At 40.8% G+C, this 18,542-nt stretch carries 21 protein-coding genes and 1 pseudogene; 7 read left to right on the top strand and 15 right to left on the bottom strand.

Going from position 1 to position 18,542, the window contains the following annotated elements; all coding sequences use genetic code 11:
- Positions 1–45: 45 nt before the first annotated feature.
- Positions 46–627, top strand: coding sequence for a signal peptidase I (gene lepB, locus AC6RV6_RS06040; RefSeq protein ID WP_500239697.1), 582 nt, complete (start codon positions 46–48; stop codon positions 625–627).
- Here lepB and AC6RV6_RS06045 read toward each other — a convergent pair.
- From AC6RV6_RS06045 to AC6RV6_RS06065, 5 genes are all read right to left on the bottom strand, one after another.
- Entirely contained in the window at positions 572–1,351 is a 780-nt protein-coding gene (locus AC6RV6_RS06045) for a helix-turn-helix domain-containing protein (RefSeq protein ID WP_500239698.1), read from the bottom strand. The genes lepB and AC6RV6_RS06045 overlap by 56 nt on opposite strands.
- Before the next feature lie 61 nt (positions 1,352–1,412).
- A complete protein-coding gene (locus tag AC6RV6_RS06050; RefSeq protein ID WP_500239699.1) occupies positions 1,413–1,901 on the bottom strand; it encodes a class I SAM-dependent methyltransferase in 489 nt (162 codons plus the stop codon).
- The gene (locus AC6RV6_RS06055) at positions 1,901–3,808 is read right to left on the bottom strand and encodes a putative glycosyltransferase family protein (RefSeq protein ID WP_500239700.1); all 1,908 of its coding nucleotides are present in this window, start codon (positions 3,806–3,808) and stop codon (positions 1,901–1,903) included. The genes AC6RV6_RS06050 and AC6RV6_RS06055 overlap by 1 nt, the downstream gene beginning before the upstream one ends.
- Positions 3,809–3,818: 10 nt before the next feature.
- Positions 3,819–4,124 (bottom strand): hypothetical protein, encoded by a 306-nt coding sequence (locus AC6RV6_RS06060; RefSeq protein ID WP_500239701.1) that lies wholly within the window; start codon positions 4,122–4,124, stop codon positions 3,819–3,821.
- 29 nt (positions 4,125–4,153) lie between these two features.
- A complete protein-coding gene (locus tag AC6RV6_RS06065; RefSeq protein WP_500239702.1) occupies positions 4,154–4,639 on the bottom strand; it encodes a hypothetical protein in 486 nt (161 codons plus the stop codon).
- A gap of 131 nt (positions 4,640–4,770) precedes the next feature.
- Here AC6RV6_RS06065 and hetZ point away from each other — a divergent pair, with 131 nt between their 5' ends.
- From hetZ to AC6RV6_RS06080, 3 genes and pseudogenes are all read left to right on the top strand, one after another.
- Positions 4,771–5,886 (top strand): heterocyst differentiation protein HetZ, encoded by a 1,116-nt coding sequence (gene hetZ, locus AC6RV6_RS06070; RefSeq protein WP_500239703.1) that lies wholly within the window; start codon positions 4,771–4,773, stop codon positions 5,884–5,886.
- 16 nt (positions 5,887–5,902) lie between these two features.
- Positions 5,903–6,988, top strand: coding sequence for a hypothetical protein (locus tag AC6RV6_RS06075; RefSeq protein ID WP_500239704.1), 1,086 nt, complete (start codon positions 5,903–5,905; stop codon positions 6,986–6,988).
- Between the two features lie 122 nt (positions 6,989–7,110).
- Positions 7,111–7,376: pseudogene (locus AC6RV6_RS06080) on the top strand (hypothetical protein); the annotation flags it as partial.
- 80 nt (positions 7,377–7,456) lie between these two features.
- On the opposite strand, the gene AC6RV6_RS06085 reads toward AC6RV6_RS06080, so the two are convergent.
- The 5 genes from AC6RV6_RS06085 to AC6RV6_RS06105 form a co-directional block, all read right to left on the bottom strand.
- Positions 7,457–8,422 (bottom strand): SGNH/GDSL hydrolase family protein, encoded by a 966-nt coding sequence (locus AC6RV6_RS06085; protein WP_500239705.1) that lies wholly within the window; start codon positions 8,420–8,422, stop codon positions 7,457–7,459.
- A gap of 41 nt (positions 8,423–8,463) precedes the next feature.
- Positions 8,464–9,252 carry a dienelactone hydrolase family protein gene (locus tag AC6RV6_RS06090; protein ID WP_500239706.1) on the bottom strand — a complete coding sequence of 263 codons (789 nt, stop codon included), beginning with the start codon at positions 9,250–9,252 and terminating at the stop codon, positions 8,464–8,466.
- 34 nt (positions 9,253–9,286) lie between these two features.
- Positions 9,287–10,231: a glycosyltransferase family 2 protein gene (locus AC6RV6_RS06095; protein ID WP_500239707.1), complete on the bottom strand. Its 945-nt coding sequence runs from the start codon at positions 10,229–10,231 to the stop codon at positions 9,287–9,289.
- Positions 10,232–10,376: 145 nt separating this feature from the next.
- Positions 10,377–11,678, bottom strand: a complete 1,302-nt coding sequence (locus AC6RV6_RS06100) for a flippase (protein WP_500239708.1) — start codon at positions 11,676–11,678, stop codon at positions 10,377–10,379.
- Positions 11,679–11,717: 39 nt separating this feature from the next.
- Complete coding sequence (locus AC6RV6_RS06105; RefSeq protein ID WP_500239709.1) at positions 11,718–13,073, bottom strand: O-antigen ligase family protein; 1,356 nt, start codon at positions 13,071–13,073, stop codon at positions 11,718–11,720.
- Positions 13,074–13,379: 306 nt separating this feature from the next.
- Between AC6RV6_RS06105 and AC6RV6_RS06110 the strand changes: the two genes are divergently transcribed.
- Positions 13,380–13,649, top strand: coding sequence for a hypothetical protein (locus tag AC6RV6_RS06110; protein WP_500239710.1), 270 nt, complete (start codon positions 13,380–13,382; stop codon positions 13,647–13,649).
- 12 nt (positions 13,650–13,661) lie between these two features.
- On the opposite strand, the gene AC6RV6_RS06115 is transcribed toward AC6RV6_RS06110, so the two are convergent.
- Entirely contained in the window at positions 13,662–14,237 is a 576-nt protein-coding gene (locus AC6RV6_RS06115) for a DUF4126 domain-containing protein (RefSeq protein ID WP_500239712.1), read from the bottom strand.
- An 89-nt stretch (positions 14,238–14,326) separates the two neighbouring features.
- Positions 14,327–15,376, bottom strand: a complete 1,050-nt coding sequence (locus AC6RV6_RS06120) for an ADP-ribosylglycohydrolase family protein (RefSeq protein WP_500239713.1) — start codon at positions 15,374–15,376, stop codon at positions 14,327–14,329.
- 113 nt (positions 15,377–15,489) lie between these two features.
- On the opposite strand from AC6RV6_RS06120, the gene AC6RV6_RS06125 reads away from it, so the two are divergent.
- Together AC6RV6_RS06125 and AC6RV6_RS06130 are read left to right on the top strand one after the other, a co-directional pair.
- The gene (locus AC6RV6_RS06125) at positions 15,490–16,335 is read left to right on the top strand and encodes a sulfotransferase domain-containing protein (protein WP_500239714.1); all 846 of its coding nucleotides are present in this window, start codon (positions 15,490–15,492) and stop codon (positions 16,333–16,335) included.
- A gap of 74 nt (positions 16,336–16,409) precedes the next feature.
- On the top strand, positions 16,410–17,222 hold the full coding sequence (locus AC6RV6_RS06130) for a carboxypeptidase-like regulatory domain-containing protein (protein ID WP_500239715.1): 813 nt from the start codon (positions 16,410–16,412) through the stop codon (positions 17,220–17,222).
- 10 nt (positions 17,223–17,232) lie between these two features.
- On the opposite strand, the gene AC6RV6_RS06135 is transcribed toward AC6RV6_RS06130, so the two are convergent.
- The 3 genes from AC6RV6_RS06135 to AC6RV6_RS06145 all read right to left on the bottom strand — a co-directional run bounded on the left by AC6RV6_RS06135 (position 17,233) and on the right by AC6RV6_RS06145 (position 18,465).
- Positions 17,233–17,355 carry a hypothetical protein gene (locus tag AC6RV6_RS06135; protein WP_500239716.1) on the bottom strand — a complete coding sequence of 41 codons (123 nt, stop codon included), beginning with the start codon at positions 17,353–17,355 and terminating at the stop codon, positions 17,233–17,235.
- Between the two features lie 140 nt (positions 17,356–17,495).
- A complete protein-coding gene (locus AC6RV6_RS06140) occupies positions 17,496–17,699 on the bottom strand; it encodes a hypothetical protein (RefSeq protein WP_500239717.1) in 204 nt (67 codons plus the stop codon).
- A 238-nt stretch (positions 17,700–17,937) separates the two neighbouring features.
- A complete protein-coding gene (locus AC6RV6_RS06145; protein ID WP_500239718.1) occupies positions 17,938–18,465 on the bottom strand; it encodes a protein kinase domain-containing protein in 528 nt (175 codons plus the stop codon).
- Positions 18,466–18,542 lie beyond the last annotated feature (77 nt).

Here is an 18,542-nt window from a genome sequence, read left to right on the forward strand (position 1 = left end):
CCAGTGTAAAATCGAAAAGCGCGAGATAGACGAACTGAAAACTGCATGGCCGATAACAAGACTGATAACAAGACCGACGAAAAAAAAACAAACATTTGGGTAGAAAGCGCGATGCTGGTGGGAGTTAGCGTCGGTCTAGCGTTAGCAATCCGCACCTTTATCGCCGAAGCTCGCTATATTCCCTCTAAATCCATGCTCCCCACTTTGGAGGTTGGCGATCGCTTGGCGATCGAAAAAATCAGCTATCTTTTCCGGCAACCCAAACGCGGCGATATTATCGTCTTTACGCCTCCCGATAATGCCATTCGCTGCAACCCCGCCCAACCCCAAACTTTACCCATTAAAGATGCTTATATCAAGCGTATTATTGGCGTGCCGGGGGAGACGGTGGAGGTCAAAGAAAATCGGGTTTATGTGGATGGACAGCCTTTAGAAGAAGACTATATTAACGCTTTACCTCAATATCGCTTTCCTCCCGTCACGATTCCCGACGATCGCTATCTCGTGTTGGGAGATAATCGCAATGAATCCTGCGATTCCCATGTTTGGGGCTTTGTGGTCAAGGATAAAATTATCGGTCGCGCGGGGTTTCGTTTTTTCCCTCTGAATCGTTTGGGAGGGTTTTAGGACGATTGGGCGATCGCTTTCCCGAACCCAACCACGAAAGTAAGGCAAAAAAGCAGACAAAAGAGATAAAAACCTTCAAGAATTCAAAAATCCCCAGCCAAAAAATTCCCCAAGGATTTTGCTGTAACATCATGCGACCGGTTGGGGAGAACAAAACAAAAATTAAATGAACGATCGCGACAATAATCCCCAAACAAGCCCCAAAAATTAAGGTAATACCCAACCACAATTGCAAAATTTGGCCGCGTTCTCCGAGATTTTTCCAGTTTGAGAGATTTTTAAGTTTTGCCAAAGTGGATAAACGGATGGGAAAGTGTTGCAGGATGGGTTGAGGGGAGAAGCGCCGCCACGTTTGCTTTGAGGGCAACCATTTCCGCTTTCGCGATCTTTTTGGCAGACGAGGGGATGCGATCGCGTTGGTGGGAGTGCGATCGCTGGGCAAATCTTTTTCAGGCGAATCTTTTTCAATAGAGATGAGGGGTAAACTATCCGCGAGTTTCAGATATTCCACGCCCAAAATCTGAGAATAATGTTGAATAATGAGGCGGGTTTGTTTGGGTGTGGGTAACAGTTCTACTCTTCCCCCTTCCAATGCCAGTAAAACAGCAGGATCGATCTGGAGTCTAGCAGCAAGGCGATCGAGGGGGCGATTGTCGCGATGAAACTGAAGCATTACGCCAATCAGTTGCAAGCGTTCGATTTGCTGGGGTTGCCATTGGGTCATTTCAGTTATCAGTTATCAGTTATCAGTAAAAAGATATACTCTACTCAGACTGGATATCCCCTCATTTTTCTCGAACAAGCCAATAATATAATGTGGCTTCTTCTTCTGCCTCGATCGTCTCGAGTTTCAGACTGCGATCGCATTTCCAGTCTCCCATCTCAAAATCCCTTGAAATGACTCGCGTTCCCGGTTTTAATTGTCGCCAAAGTTGGGGGCGAATTCGCAAGTTAAGATGAGGTAAAAGATATAGAAAAACTACGCTTGCTTCTCTAAAGTTGCAGGAAAATAAATCTTCTTGGCGAAGCTCGACTAAGTTTTGAACATTCGCTTCTGTTGCTTTTAAATTTGCTTCGGAAAGGCGATCGCGATCGCATTCAATTCCCACACCCCGAGTTCCGAATCTCTCGGCTGCACGCATTAAAACTCGACCATCTCCGCAGCCCAAATCATAAAGGATATCCTCTCGGGTAATTTTGGCAAAATCCAATAAAAGATCGACTAATTTAAACGGAGTGGGAATATAACCAATATCAGGTTTTTTTGTTAACATTAAATCGATCGCTTGTCAAGTTTAGCGGCACGCCACAACGAACTAAATGCGCCCAATATTATAATAGCAGAAACAATACTAATGAGTTGCCCTAACTGTTCTTCAATTCCTGCTTCCAGTTTAATCAATACTCGCTGCTTTCCTTGAGGGATAAAAATTCCGACAAGTCCGCGATCGGCATAGGTAGAAAGAAAGCGATCGCTTGCGATAATTTTTGCGCTCCATCCTTGATAGTAAAGTTGTCCAATTTTGATAAAAATATCTGTTTGTGTATTTGTTTTTAAGATAATATTTCTCGGTTTCCATTGCTCAATCGAAACACTTCCTTCACCAAAAACAACTTGAACTTTATTAATATTATGACTGAGTTTTGTCATTTCTTCATCTGACCACCATATTTCATCGTCAAACCATCTCGGACGATATTCAGGAGGATCTCGTCTCAATGCTAATATCTTTGATAATTGCTCGGGTTGGCTAATATTGTCATTGAATACAAATCCTAAATGCAATTTTTTCTCGATCGCCCAACCACCCGTGAAACAAATCGCGATCGCGATTAAGAAAATTGCGATCGCCAATATTTCTGGACGACTTCCCAATCGAGATTCTATCATGAGAAGTGACGTGAAAATTGGGAGTAACGCCAGACCAAAAAAGATAAAAACTCGCACAAGTTTAAAGTTTTCATCTTGAACCGAGTACATTGAATAAGATATCCATGTAGTTAAGCTAATAGATAAAATTAAAAGCAAAGCGATTTTGGGTTTCTTCAGAACATTGAATAACTCCATCTTTAGAGAAGAGACTACGAAAGCGATCGCAGCTGAAATACTCAAGGTCAGCAAAGAATGAAACCGCCAAGGAAATTGTAGTTTGTGTAAAATTGTTACTTTATCCCAGAGCCATTCACTCAGAGGAGTCATCATCAATATTGAGGCAAAAGAAATGAATAGCCAATAGCTGAGTTCTCGTCTGTTTTTGTCACTGTTTTGATAGGGAATAAAGAAACAAGCTAGAATTGCGATCGCACCCATCAATAAAGTCAGAAGTTCTAAATAATTCCAAAAAGAAATTCTCCAATCTATTTTTTCAAAGAGGAACAAAAAGTTCTTATGATAAAGAAATCCTGCTTTTTCCCAGAGGAAATGAGTCGAAATATTATCTTGTGTTGTCATTGCTGGCAACCAATAGATTGCCGATAATCCCAATCCCAAAAAAAGCGATAATAATAGTTGAAATGCTATCTTTAATTTCTGCTTGTATTTTACCATTAAAACTGCATAAATAATGGGAACAAAAGCAAAAACAACAAAAGTCAATAAATGCGTTACAGACAACAAAAAATAACTGATGATGATGCCAATAAAATTTAATTTTATTCCTTTAATATAGCGAACTAAAAAATAGAGTATTAAAGGCAACCAAACGAAAGCCCAATATTCTGCAAAAGCAAAGCGGAGATATAAATTAATAGTGAGATGATAGGGCAGAATCATATAAGCGATCGCGCCAATTAAAGCCCCAGATTTCTTGGTAATTTCTTTGAGCCACAAATAAGCAGCGATTCCCGATAAAGTCAGAGATAAACAAGCAGATGATGCTAAAGCAAGCCATCCCGAGGAATCTCCAGCAAAAAGAGGCTGAAATAAACTCGTAATATAATAAGGAAGAGGAGGATAAAAGAAAAAACTCGGACTGCCTAAACCGGCATGAGCGTCGGACAACCAACGTGGATAGAATTCACCCTGCCAGAATTGTTTCGAAAAGCCATTTGACCAAAGGAGATGAGCCTTAATGTCGTGAGCGTTAAAAATGCCATAAAATAAAACAGGAACCGTGACGAGGAGAGCAACTGAGATAATTAAAAATAAATGCCAAATCGTGTTTTTTTTCAGAGAGAGCATTGAAGGTTATTTAAAAAGAAGTAAAAATAAATAATACCCAAAAATGAATAGGACTCCACAGCAAAATAGGAACGATCCAAAACCACTGTAAAAAGCGAGTCTGTTTGCCAATTGTTTGTTGTATCCCCCAGATTGCGACTTCAAAAACAAACAAGTAAATAATACCCCCAAGCCATAACGCTATCTCTGAATTCGCGGATAGAGGTACGCCAATATCAGCAATATTTCTGCCTCGACTCATAGCAGCGATCGCAATTGCGATCGCCGATGAAATCCAAACAGTAACAAATGCCAGAATCCCCAACAAAAATCTCATTGTTATTTGTTATTTGTTAGTCTTTTAATCTAAGCTAAGTCCGGTGGAATATTGCGCGATTTAGAGAAAGATTTCTGCCAATCTTGCCATTGTATCTCAACGAGCTTCTGTAGATCCGATCGCCGCACTTCCTTCCCTGCCGATAAATTACCGGGAGTTTCCATAAAAACGATACTATCGACTTCTTTGAGGGCAAATAACTGAAATAAAATATGCGTCACCGGTAGCGCGATCGCAACCAAATTGGGATCGGAAGTGTCTTGAAATCCTGACGCATCTTTGAGCGAGGCAAAAGCATAAATTACCTTTTTTTCCACCCCTTCCCGAGCGCGATTGCTCAAAGTCGTCAGCACCCAACCCTGTTCCAACGTTTGTACGACATAATACTCTAATTGCTTTAACTGCTCGGCAAACGCTCTTAACGTCGGCACCACTGCTCGCTCGATAATCTTCACCGTCATACCATCATCCGGCGATCGTTCGATGAGGAGTTGTAATTGTTCTTCGATGTCCATATTTTATTAAGAATTGCGTTTTCGGTCGGGCAATTTCCGCCTATATCGAGTTTATCTTTGGATCGCGTCCGTGCTAACCTCTACAATATTCTCTAGAGAAATCACTATTTGGCAAGGGGCTCTACTCAAACGTGGAGACAGTTTTACAACATCTAGTTATCCAGTTGCGGCAACACACCAAGGCCTCCGAAAGCCAGTGCCGCAATGTTGCCTCGCGCATTACTGACGAAGTTCAGCGCATTTGCAATGAGAGTCCCCGCATTCAAGCCTCGGGGGAAATCGAAAATTGGGCCAAAACTCTTGCCAACCATCGTTTTAAACAATGCCTCCGCTATTATAAACTCGGCTCCGCTCGAGGAAGAGTCGAATTGCAAAGCCTTCTCAGTGCGATGGTCTATCGTTATATTTCTCCTCTCCACGGCTCGAATAGCTATCAAGGACGCGTGATTCTCATTGAAGACTTTCTGCAAGGATTTTACGTCGAAGCCCTCAATAACCTTCGTAAAGAAGCCAAACTCCCCTTGACTTATTCCCCGCGATCGCTGCTCGAATTGGGAGAATACATGGCATTTTGCGAGCGCTATGCCAAACGGCGCATTTCCTTACCCGGTCGTCGCTCCCAACAACTGATTATCCTACGAGCGCAAACCTTTTCCAAAAAACAGCCTCCCGAAACCTCCGTCGATATGGATCGCGCTGCAGAAGGAACTATTTCTGACTCGGAGGATCGCGGCGATCCCGTCGTACAGCAACTTCGCGCCCTCCTCGCCAGTAATAATAATAATCCTGCCGATACGACCCTGCGAGATACAATTATCGAAGAAGTGATTCAATATCTCGCCAGTCGCAAGCAGAATGATTGTGCCGATTATTTCGTTCTGCGCTTGCAGGATCTAACCGCTAGCGAAATCGAAGCCATTTTAGGCTTAAACTCTCGAGAGCGGGACTATCTCCAGCAGCGCTTTCGCTATCATTTAATTCGCTTTGCTCTTTCCCATCGATGGGAACTCGTCCATCAATGGCTCGAGGCAGATATCGAGCGCAATTTGGGATTAACCGCTCGAGAATGGCAATCTTTTCACAATCAATTGACTCCCCAGCAACAACAAATCCTACAATGCAAGCGTCAAAGCATGGCGATCGCAGAAATTGCTCGCAAAATTGAATTAACACCGACACAAACGGAAAAGCAATGGTATAAACTACTCGAACTCGCTTGGGAGATTCGCAATCGTTCTGTATCCTGATCGGGGGCATCGGTCGATGAATAATGAAGTAAATCAAAACTGGGACTCTTTATACTGCCAATTTCTCAGTTGGCTTAAATCGGAGTCCGAACATCCATCCTCCTTAGAAACCAGCGAGGAATCCCAATTTTCTGAAGGCGAAAACGCCATGCAGGAATTAGATATTGAATCGCTAGATCCCTTGGACTGGGAGGAAGAAGAGGTGAATTTGGCATCTTCCACTTTTGATGAACCTACAGCAACCCCTCAATCTTTCACTATGGGAGAATCCATCGTGCAAAAACGCTTTCAAGCGCTGTTGCGGCGCAAACTTCAGACAGAGATCGAGCGCAACCCTCCCCTCTTTCCGTGGGAAACGGAACTCACCGAATACGACCCCGAATATGCTGACGAAGCGGTGGCAGCAATGTTGCCTTCGCGTCAGTTGTGGCTGCCCCAAGTAACGGCGCTGATGCCTTTTGCCTTGCCCGATCGCGTCCTTTCGGTGCTTCTCGATACCTGTACCGAGGCTATGGGGTTAATGCGCCCTCAAAATGCCAAAATGGTCAATGCGGTGAAGGCTTTGTTCCCCGAATATGCTCGTAAGCTCAATGATATGGCGGGACGCATTCGCCTCTCTCCCAGCTTTGCCGTCACTCGCTTGTCTTCCCAAGAGCAACAGCGACAGCGACAAAAATTGGCCGAGGTTTTACCCAGTGCTTACGATGAGGCAACATTGGAACAACAAATGGCGATTTCGCTGTTAGTGGCAAAGGAAATTTTGGAAACTCTCTCGATCGCCCTCTCTCCTCGCCAACCGCGCATCGAACGACTTTGGGAAACCACTGTTGGCATCGTCAGGTTTTTAGTTGATTACAATCCCAGCGATCGCGATCGCGACGACTTATTCAGTCTCACCCCCTTGCGCGTCAGGGTGCAGTTACCCAAAGGAGGCAGTTTAACGTTACAAGCTGATGGCGAATCGATCACGGCACAACGAACTTATGCAGGGTATTTAACCGTTGAATTATCCGATTGGCAAGCAGGGGAGCAGTATTTACTCGAGGTGCGATTGAGCGATCCGGGTCAAATGCCGTTAAAATTCGCGATCGTCTGTCAATAATTTGATGCTAATTTTAGTCAAAAAAATGAGAAGTTAAATATACGCCTTGAGATGCGTCAAATTTTCTCCCTCCATGCTCGGGACTGGGGGGAGACCTTTCGCTCATTGGAATCGATCGCGATCTGCATACAAGAGGAAAACCCGCCATTCAATTTGCCGATGGGTTTAGCATCTATGCCTATCATGGGGTAAGATTTCCCGAAAAATACGGCAAACTTCCTCTCTCTCAATGGCGATCGCAATCAATCTAGAAGTTAACGAAAGATTGAGAGAAGAACCGATTTATTTATTCAAAATGACATGTCCTAGCACCGGACACATTCATGTATTTCGCGTTCCTCTTACTATAGTACAGGATAAAAATTGGATGATCGCAGCTTTTGTTTGACGGCTATAACTCACAAATTGACTGAAAATGAAAAAATGAAATCTCATAACAAGGTCTTGCGATCGCCACAAAAACATGATTTAGAAATTCGTGTAGGGTGCAGAAGCGCGATTGTATAACCCATCCAAGTTTTTAAAAACCAATTCAGCAACCGATCGCTGACCTTGGGGAGTTAAGTGCGCCCAGTCTACAAAATAAGATTTTACCTTTTCGCTAGGAAGTTCCGACCAAGCGCAATGAATGTCAATCGCAGGAATTTCAGATTCTTGCAGAAATTGGAAAAATTGGCTTTTGTAAAGAGGAATATTAGGGATGGGTAAAACATCCTCGCGACTGGGAGTATAAATCACAAAAAGCGGAATATTATTTTCTTGAGTTAAAGTGGCGATCGCTTGTAAATATTGTAGATTTTCTGTAAATTGCCAGTCTAAATTCTCATTGCTGAATGCGACTTTTCCGCGTAAAAAATGGGAGATGCGAGGAATCAGATAGCGTTGAAATAGTTCTGCGATCGCCGAGGGAGGATAGTCGGTGGGATACAAATCTCTTCCTTGACTTTTTGGCTGTACTAGATCGTGAGTGCCAATTTGTAAAATAACGGCATCAGCATTAAATAACCCAAACTTCTGTAAATAGCCTAATTGATTGCCAATTCCCCAAGAATTTGCCGAAGCATTGAGAATTTCTGTATCTGTCCTTGTTGCTTTGAATTGTGCTTCCAATTGTTCGGGAATTGTTTCCTTTTGATCGGTGCGGTTGCCACCATTCAATACCGAATCCCCTAACATTAAAATCCGCAAAATATCTTCTTTTTTGGTGCGATCGATGGGTTCGGAACGCTGAGAATATTGATTGTATTCTACCCAATTGCCAAAACGCCGCGTTTGTTGATTGGGTTGGAAGCGATAGCCTATTTCTGCATCAGTTTGGACTAAGGCTGGTTTACCTAGACCGAAAAAAAAGCGCAGTCCTATTTCTGTTATGAATACACTTAATAGAACTGCCAGTAATATTTTACTAATACCAACAAGTTTCATCTCATTCATTCAGCTATTAGCTAAAAATTGCAGTTAATTATCAGCACTAACTAATTAAAAATTTGCTTAAAAAACTGCTTCATTGCCGTCCAAGAACGCTTATCTGCTTCTACTTGATAGGCGACTCCTTTTGAAGGATCGTCTCCTGCATCGGGATCGCTAAAACTGTGTACGGCACCACCATACATTACCAATTCCCAATCAACATTAGCCGATCGCATTTCTTCAGAAAATGTTTGCACTTGTTCGAGAGGAACTAAGGGATCGTCAGCACCGTGGAGTACCAAAACTCGTCCCTGAATATTATTTGCATCAGCAAGATTAGGCGTGTCTAAATTACCATGAAAACTAACAACTCCTGCAACAGAAGACCCACTGCGGGCGAGTTCCAAAACTGTTCCACCGCCAAAACAATAACCGATCGCAGCTAATTTTCCCGGTAATGTTAACTCGTGGCTTTGCAGGATTTTTAAACCTGCATTCGCGCGATCGCGAAGCAATTGGCGGTTAGAACGATAAATCGTTGCTTGCGTTCTCGCTTCTTCGTTATTTTGAGGACGAATACCTTGACCGTAAATATCAGCAGCAAAGGCAACATAACCTAACTCGGCTAACTCTCTTGCTCGGCGTTTTTCGTAATCTCCCAAACCTTTCCACTGGTGAACGACAAGAATTCCGGGGCGTTGTTCTTCAATGTCATCATCGTAGGCTAAATAGCCTTCTAAAATTGTTTCACCGTGACGATATTCAACGATTTCCGTGCGAATAGCGGCTTCGGCAGGTGCAGCAATCCAAGTAATAACGGGAGCGAGAAACAAGGCAATAAATAAAGGCTTCATGGCTTGAATTAATATTTTTAATGTTTACTCTATTTTACCAACTTTGTGACAATTTCAAACCCAATGTTTTGCGAACTTTTCGATTAACTTTTTTGAAAAGATTGGGTTGGTAATCAAAATAAGTGGATTCGGTGTAGCGATCGGCTTTATCGTGACGAATCACAAAAGGAGGATGTTTTAAAGGAAATTCCAGTGCTTGGACTTCCAATTGATTGTACTGGCTTAATTCATTGGTTGTATGGGTCGCATCTTCAGTATAACCAATGTATTTAATCAGATTTTCTCGAGGTGTTATGGCTAAGCCACCATGAACCCAATTGGCAAAAATCCACTGAAAATCCCAACAATCTAATTGTTTCTCTCTGATAATATTAAAAGTGTGCGTCCACGACTTAACTGCATGAGGATCTTGCAAAATATCTTGTAATAAATCTTTTTCTCGAATTTCCGGCCATAATTTTAAGTCAAAGTCAAAATATTGCCAAGCTCTGCGCCAACTTGCCCAACCCCAACAGTGATTATAGCGAGAAAAATAATAACTGTAGTCTGTTGGATTATTGCCAAATTGTACGTTTAAACCGCAGATTGTCATAATGCGATCGTTATGTCGATAATACGCTAATAAGTCCTGACAATAGCGAAAAAAGCTCGGATGAGGAAGACAATCATCTTCAATAATAATGGCTTCTTCTACTATCTCGAAAACCCAATCAATTCCCGTAGATGGACGCTTACCACAGCCTAAGTTAACATCAGAATAATTTTTGTGAACCTGACAGTCCCAATCTACTTTTTCAATAATTTCTCTAACCGCAGCGCATTTTTTTGCTTCTCCCGGTTTGTCAGGACGAGGACCGTCAGCAATCAAAAAAAGAACAGGAGGTTTAACTTGACGAATTGCCTCAAATACTTTCTCTGTTGTCTCGGGTCGATTAAAAACAATCATCGCAACAGGGGTTGTTAATTGCCAATCATTCATCGTGCTGAATCTCCATCGTTTGCATTGATAACTTTCAATCGATCGACAAAAGCGATCGCGTTGACAATATTTCTACACTACTCGATATCACTTGAAAATGGCAAGTAAAAACTTGATGAGTAAAGAATTCCTAGATACAGTCTTTTTAACGCTCAAACAGACCAATTAAGAAAATTGCTTTAGTTTGTCGCCAAAAAATAGCGCGAGTGGGTTTAAATAATAATCCTGATAAATAAGAGGCAACAATTTGAGAAATCACGGTAGCAACAGCCGCCCCTATACCGCCATAAGTTTTAATCCATAAGGTGTTCAAAATAATATTAATTACAGCCCCTAATGCAGTTGTTGCTGCCGCAAATTTCGTTAGGTTTTCTGTAGTTAACCATGTGGTTCTCGCTACTCCCAAACCGATAAATAAACCTGCCCAGATATGAATGGTTAAAATATTTGCAGATTCCGCATACTGAACCCCGTAAATCAGATTTACAATAAAAGGACTTAAAAAAGTCACAGGAATGGCTGCCATATAGCCAATAATAGCAACCACACTCAATAATTTTTGGATGCGACCGTAATAGATGCGATCGCCAAGATCTTTTCCTTGAACGATAGAAGGATAAACCGAATTAATAATAGAAATGGGAACAAAATACCACATTTCAGAAATTTTGACGGCGGCTGAATAAATCCCTACTGATTCTGAATTAACCATTTGTGCTAGCATAATTTGGTCGATTCTCATGTAGATAACAGTGACGATATTTGCTAAGATTAACGGCCAACTATCTTTAAGCAAAGAACGAGCGCGATCTCGACTGAATCGCCATGCTTGAATTAAGCTACCACTCAATTGATAAACAATCGCTAAACTGGTTGCTGTTAAAAGTTGTTCGAGAGAAATAATAACAATAAATGCTAATAAAGGAAATTGCTGTTGAATAGAAATGATTTTAGCAATGTTAATAATAACATAAACAATATTTTTTGCCAAGACAACATATTTAGATTTAACTTGAGATTGAAACCAGTAATCAATCACCTCCGTCGCCCGTCCAAAACTGGTTGCAAAGGAAAAAATACCCAATAAAAGATAAATTTGTGGATCGCGTTGTGTGGAAGTTAAAGCAAAGATCATTACGGCGATCGTTGAGAGAAGACTAGCGCTAAATCTTAAGAGAAAACCTGTTCCCAGCGTTTCATTTTTTTGCTCGATATCTCGGGAAATATCGCGAACAATAATTTGTTCTAATCCTAATTTTGCGATAACACCAAATAGTAAAACAATGGCAATGACATAGTTGTATAAGCCAAATTTCTCTGGTCCTAAATAACGTGCAACCCATACTCCTACAAAAAGTCCGAGAAAAAGCTGTAAAATTTTTTCCCCAAATAACCAAGTTGTATTGCCAATAATTTTCCGTAAATTCGGATTAATTTTTTCTAACATTTCATTGCCAATTAATTGTTTCCGTGTTAGTGCAAATTATTATGAATGACTGATATCAATACTAATTCGCGTAGTCAAAGTAACATACCAAAAAAAAATACTGGTAACGCCGAGTAAACCGGTCTCAGTTAAATTAGTCACGAGGATATAAGTTAAGAGAAGTATTGGTAAACCACCATAAGGCATGGAGGCACGACTTAAGTAGATGACTGCTTTGACAATACTAGCAAGAAATGCAGTAATAAAAAAGGTTAACCCTAGATAACCTAAATCGACGGTTAAATCCATGAATCCATTGTGAGAGTGAGGGGGAGCAAATTGGGTTTTTTGGACGACAACATCTACAGCAGGGTTATTTGCACCTTCCCAAGGTTGCCAGAATCCATCAATTCCATAACCTAAAATCGGACGTTCGTTAATCTTATTAATAATCAGCGGCCAAAAATCAGTACGCCCTGTCAGTGTTAAATCTTTATTGAGCGTATCAACAACAATAAATTCAAGATTTTCTGTTACTAAAATGGTTACACCAATACTGAGAATCATAAAAAGAATAACAGAAGTTACCGCCCATTGAACGGGCAGCGTTTTTACAAATCCTAAATAAAACCAAAGTGCGCCTAGGCAAACAACTGTCACTTTTCCTGCACCACTTCCACCTTTATTTAAGGCGAATAAAGCCATTAAAATCATGAGAATGCAAAATAGGCGTTGTTTAGGATGATATAGAGATTGAACAAACCAAAGATTCGCACTGAGTGCCATCAGAAAACAAAATTGATTTTTATGTCCGTTGATGCCAACCCATGCTCCTTCTGAAACCCCAACTGAAGGTTGGAAAAAGCCATAAAAAAAGGCTAGCAAAACAAGAATTGCATGAAACCATAATAATAGAGGATATAGCTCTTCCCAAGTAAAGCGTTTGCCAGTATAAATTGCAAAAACAGCAGTTTCTAAAATCACACAACTGGTTTTTAATGTTAGGATAAAATTATTAGACCATGACGCTGAAAGTAAGATTAATAAGAGAAATGAGTAAAGAAAAGGATTACGAGTAATGAGAATTCCAAAAACATCAACAAACCCTTTTAAGGTATAGCGTAAAAGAGGAATGAGTAAAAAAATTGCTACTCCATATATAGCAACTTGTGCAATAATTGTTGGTGGTGTTACTGTCGTATTAGAAAGGACTCGAGGATGCAATTTTGTGAAAGGAGAAATAGTTGCTCCTGTTGCTCCAGAGATGGTAATCAAAAACAGTATGAGACAGCATTTTTCGTAAAGAATTGTATATTTGAGGTGGGTTCCTAAGTAATTGAAGGCGATCGCTAAATAAATTACACCCATACCGAGGATAAGGGGTAAAATAAGAGGATCGAGAAGAATTTCTTTCATGGCAGTATTTTTCAGGGGTTGGGCGATCGCAAGAAATATTGTTTTGTAAATCTACTAAACTTGCAATACTCTTATTTTTATTAACTTTTCTAGCGTAATATTTTTAGATTTTGCTATATTTAACGTTCTTTGACTTTGAAGGGACTCAATTTCAGAAATCGTGTTCAATGATTGCAACTGCTCGAAGCAGAACTATTTTTAACAGGGAAGCCTCGATCGGACTCAGATTTTTTAACTTTCAGACGAAAATATCGCCAACAGCAATAAACGCTGTTCGTGTTTTATCGCTATTTTTAGGGGATGGCAATGTACGAACCTTCCGAACGAGATAAGTTGGCTTTAGAATTCCGTCGAGAACGTTCGGTTCGTCGAGCGGCTGCTATTCTTGAAGCCAAACGCAAACGCATTAGGGCAGAACTCAAACAGTTACTCGCTCATATTTCCCTGTTAATTCCGGCTTCGGAAACAAAGAACGATCGCAATTCTAAATTAACACTACTGGAAGATGCTGCCGAACGCTTGCGGGATGAAAATTTTTCGCAGTTACTTTTAGAGATTTTGCGCGAACGTAAATAAAATCAGCAAGCATTAAAACCCTCTAATTTGCTGTTTGCGCCGCAGTTTTCTCACTCGCCTCAAAACAAGGCTGAGAACAAACAAAACTACAATTCCTGCAAGCACGGGAAGCAGTAAAGCTAAAATGGACAGCGTGATGGCACTGAGGGCTTCTAGGGTAGCAAGGATGCCGTTTCCCAAGCCTCCTGTTGTGGTCGTGGAGGCTAAGCGAGTAACACTGGTAAAACTTTCGATCGCCCCAGCCGTTCCGCCTCCGGCGATCGCGGCTAAGCTCCAGCGCAATAGAGGATTGACTTCTCCTAAGCTGGCTGCTGTTATGATGGTACCAAAAGCGATAGCGGTGGGAATTTCTAGGGTATCCAAAAAATTATCGACAACGGGAAAATAATAAGCAGTAACTTCGATGAGGGTAGCGATCGCAAAGGTAATGAGGGCTGGATAAGTCCCGAGCCAATCAAAACCGGGAGCAAGGGTCAAATTCCCCGTTAAAGTGGCAATGCTCATGGCTAAAGGAGGAATAAAAATCCGAAAACCACAGGCTGCACTCAAGGCAACTCCCAAACAAATTCCTATCGCGAAATCGATCATGGCAAGGTTATATAAATTGGTATTTCTGTTATAGATCGTCCCTGCAAAATTCGCGTACTTTTTATTATAATGCAGCCCAGTTCAGTCTTTTACTCATTCGGCTTTTGTTCCTCGGGTGCGAGTAATGCCAATACGATTTGAGGAACAAATTGGGTACTTAAAAAATCAGGTCGAGAGTTACCTAAAGTTGTATTACAATTCAAGACAGGGTTTTTCATGCGATCGGGAATGCTATTGCCTCCGCAAACTGCACCAATTAAGCCGCCAACAATACAGGCATTGGTATCCGTATCACCTCCTCCAAAAAGGGTTTCGCGAAGGGCTTGCTTATAATTCGTTCCTAATCGTAAATGCCGGAAAGCGTGAATAAAGGCAATTTTAATAAATCCGATGCGGGGAGAATAAGAAACATTAAGATTGTTTGCGGCGGCATCTAACCAACTGGTTACTTCTTCATAACCTCGAGAATGTTCTAAAGAAGGTGATAGATCGCGTTGAGTTTCCAGCCAGTTTTGAGCGCGGTTAAATGCCAGTTGACTATCACCCAAATCTCGCATTAAACTGGCGATCGCAATAACATAACAAGCAACAGCATAACAACAAGTTGGATTGGGATGAGAGAGACAAGAATCTTGCATAGCATAGCTTGCTAATTCTTCATCAGTTGAACGATGTCCCCAAATTCCTAACGAGGTAATTCGCATCAAACTCCCATTGGCTTTTGACCCCAAACAACGCTCCTTTGCGGCTTGGGTCATCACTACTGCAATTCCTTCTTTTTCTCGCAAATCCTGCCATTTCTGTTGAGAATAAGAGCCAATTGAAGCGGCTGTCGTATTGCCGAGATCGAAAGGTTTAGAATCAATCCACCGTGCATAATTTTGGGCAATTTTCTCTAAATTAAAAGTCGAACTTTGTCCCAATGCTCGTGCTAAACAAAGGGTCAGTTCGCCATCATCGGTAATCTGTCCGGGAGCAACTCCTAAGATACCTCCACCGGGCATTTTTAGGGCGCGATCGCAATCTTCTAATGTTACCTGCTCTCTAAATTCTAAAATAGCCCCGGCTGCATCGCCTACTAATGCACCAAGCAAACAACCCAGAGCGGCATCTTGAAGATTTTGACTTTTTGGCTGCATAATAATTCTTGACAGAATTTTATTTTTATGATTCAATCTCCCACAAGTAAAGCACTGGCTAATTTATCTTTCGATAAAGTTTAGAAAAATTAATTATAATTGAGTTAATCGTCATGTTAAAGAAATTAAGCAAAAAAATAAAACTTTGGTTTTACAATCGCGAACTACAGAATAAAGTTCAAGAAGCTGCCCACAATTTAGAGCGACCGCGATCGGTTATATTTTATACGACGCATAAATGTGCTTCAACTTTTGCTCAGAGGCTGTTTGAAGTCATGACTAAAAATGCCGATTATGAATTAGTCGATTATGCGGGGGCAATTTGGGAGGCAGGCGATCGCTTAAAAAATATTGCTAGCCCCTACGAAGTATTCTTAGAGAGAGCTTATACGGAATTATATTCTCTCAATGGTAAAATATACGCACCTCAGCGAGAATACTTAGATTTTCCCGGTCGCCATAAGTTTAAGCATATTTTCTTTTTACGAGATCCCCGAGATGTTTTAGTCTCTGCTTATTATTCTTTTGCTTTTACTCATGCAGAACCGTTAAGAAGTAGCGATCGCAATACGTTTATCGAACAAAGAACGCAAATTCAAGAACAAGAAATCGATGCTTATGTTTTAGAACAAGCAGAACAATGGATCGTGCCTTTTTATGCAAATTATCAACGTTTGCGAGATACTGCTGATGATTATTTATATGTTAAATATTCTCTTTTCATTAATGATACTGCTGAATTTATTCAGAAGATATCTGATTTTTGTAACTTGAATCCCTCTGACCAAGATATTCGGTTTTTAATGCGAGAAGCCAGTCCTGTACAAATCAAGGAAAAAATGAGTCATAAGCGATCGGGTAAAACGGGACAATATCTCAAAAAACTGCACCCGGAAACGATAGAAAAACTCAATCATATTCTGGCAGATATTTTAAAGAATTGGGAGTTTGAGTCTTAGAAATAATTGCGATCGCAGTCAATATCAATGTTATACTTGAAATTCTTTAGATTTTAGATCCAAGGAGAAAGAACTTGTTTTATCCTAAACTGCGATCGCTTTTATCGATCCTATTAGCTTCAGGCTCTTTATTAACAATGATAGGTTGTACTCAACCTGAATCACCAACAGCTAATGGAGAATCTGAAACTTCTGAACAAACGGCTTCAGAAAAAACAGCTTCAGACTCTTCCAAAAAATCGCCTTCTACTTCTAGTTATAAAAATGCCGAGACTGAAACCGGAACGGGTAATATTACAGGTGAAGTGCGCTGGAATGGCAAAGGTGCTACTAATCTAGAAGTTAAATTGTGTGAAAATCTGACTCTCATCGGTTGTAGTGGAGAGCAATTTGATACCAGAACAAATGATGCGGGAAATTTTGAATTTGCCAATGTTCCTACAGGAACTTATAGCGTTGCTGTCAGAGTATTTGAAACTGATTCTTGGGTTTATCCCACAAGCGGTCTGATTAGTGCTTCAGAGTTTGAAATTAAAGAAGGAAAAGTTCTCGAAACCAGTTTGCTGAATATTTATAAAAGTTTACTTTTAAAGAATCCTTCCCCAGAACAAAAGATTTCCACAAATCCACCTATTCTGTCATGGCAGGAAATTACCGAGACAAGTTACTATGAGGTTTATGTATCGGCTGAGAAAAATTTTCACCCTTACGAGAAAGGAATTACTAATCTCAAGATTGAAACTAATGAATATACTATTCCTGAAGAATTACAAAAGTGTAAATATAGGTGGCGCATTGAAGCATTTAACACAGAAGGAATTCTGATTGCAAGAAGTGATTTTGGTAAGTTTTCGATCGAAGGATGTCAGTCTCCTAGCGATGAATAAATTGAGAATTTTATTGGTTGAGAGAATTGCGATCGCCAAAAGCGCGATCGCATTTTTTTAATCCTGATGACAAGTTTCTCAACCAATTGGGTAACTTAGAAACTAAGGCAGCGATCGATCGAGCCAAATCCATTTTTTAACCATTATAGGACGATGAAAAAATCTCGGATTCGAGGAGGCAAAGTTCTCTTCATGGTTTTTATTGTCACGACGGGTTTAAGTCAACCCATAAGAGCTTTTTGCGGATTTTTTGTCAGCAAAAATTAGATGATTTTACTGCACTGCGTCTCGTTCTATCTCATTTTGTGGCTTCGCATTTTGCGGTTGAGGAATTGCGATCGCATTTGCTGAATTTTCCTGGGTAAATTGGCTTGTCAGTTGTTCTAAAGTTAAATCTACAGAAGTGGGTATTGCTTGTAAATCCTGCAATATTTCCGAGACAGCAGTATAGCGATGGTTTATGGCAGACTTTAACATTTTATCTAAAATTCGTCCAATTATCTAAAATTCGTCCAAATTCTTCACGAACAGCCCTCTTTAGCGATTGTCTCTAAGTCCATTCTCCTTGGTGAATATCAAAGAGATCGAAAGGATGCAAACCCGTTAATAAACTAATACAAGTTACGCCTAAACTGTAAATATCGCTGGCATAAGTTGCGCGACCGATCGCCTGTTCCGGTGCGGTAAAACCTTGAGAACCGATCGCCGTTGCCGTCTATCCGAGAGTTGCCGAATCAATCGTTTTAGCTGCACCAAAATCAACTAAATATAACAAGCGATCGCTTTCGCGGCGAATAATATTTTCAGGTTTAATATCTCGATGAATCATTTGCTTGTCGTGAATGAAGGCGAGAACTGAGAGAAGATTTTCTAATAAAGCACGCACTTTAATTTCATCAAATGCCCCCAATTTTCTGACTTCCCGGGCTAAGTTATCTCCAGCAATAAATTCTTGTACCAAATATTGGCGATCGTCCCAAGAAAAATAAGCCAACAAATCGGGAATTTGCGGATGCTGCCTTAATTCATCTAATTGAATGGCTTCCCGTTCACATAATTCGCTCGCTTTAGCAAGAGTGCTTTTTTCTGCAATACGAGGAAAAAATTGCTTGATCGCACAATAGGGTTTTGAGGGCTTATCTTCGTCAATCGCGAGAAATGTTTTCCCAAATCCACCTTGTCCCAACGGTTTCAGGGTTTCAGCGTCCGATTGCGATCTTTGAGTTGTAAGTTTGCCCCACAAGCATGACAATAGTTTGCGTCATGGGGATTTTCCGGGTGAGAACATGGGGATTAAGACAATAGCTCATGGATGACGAA

The organism is Spirulina sp. LEGE 11439 (assembly GCF_059821285.1).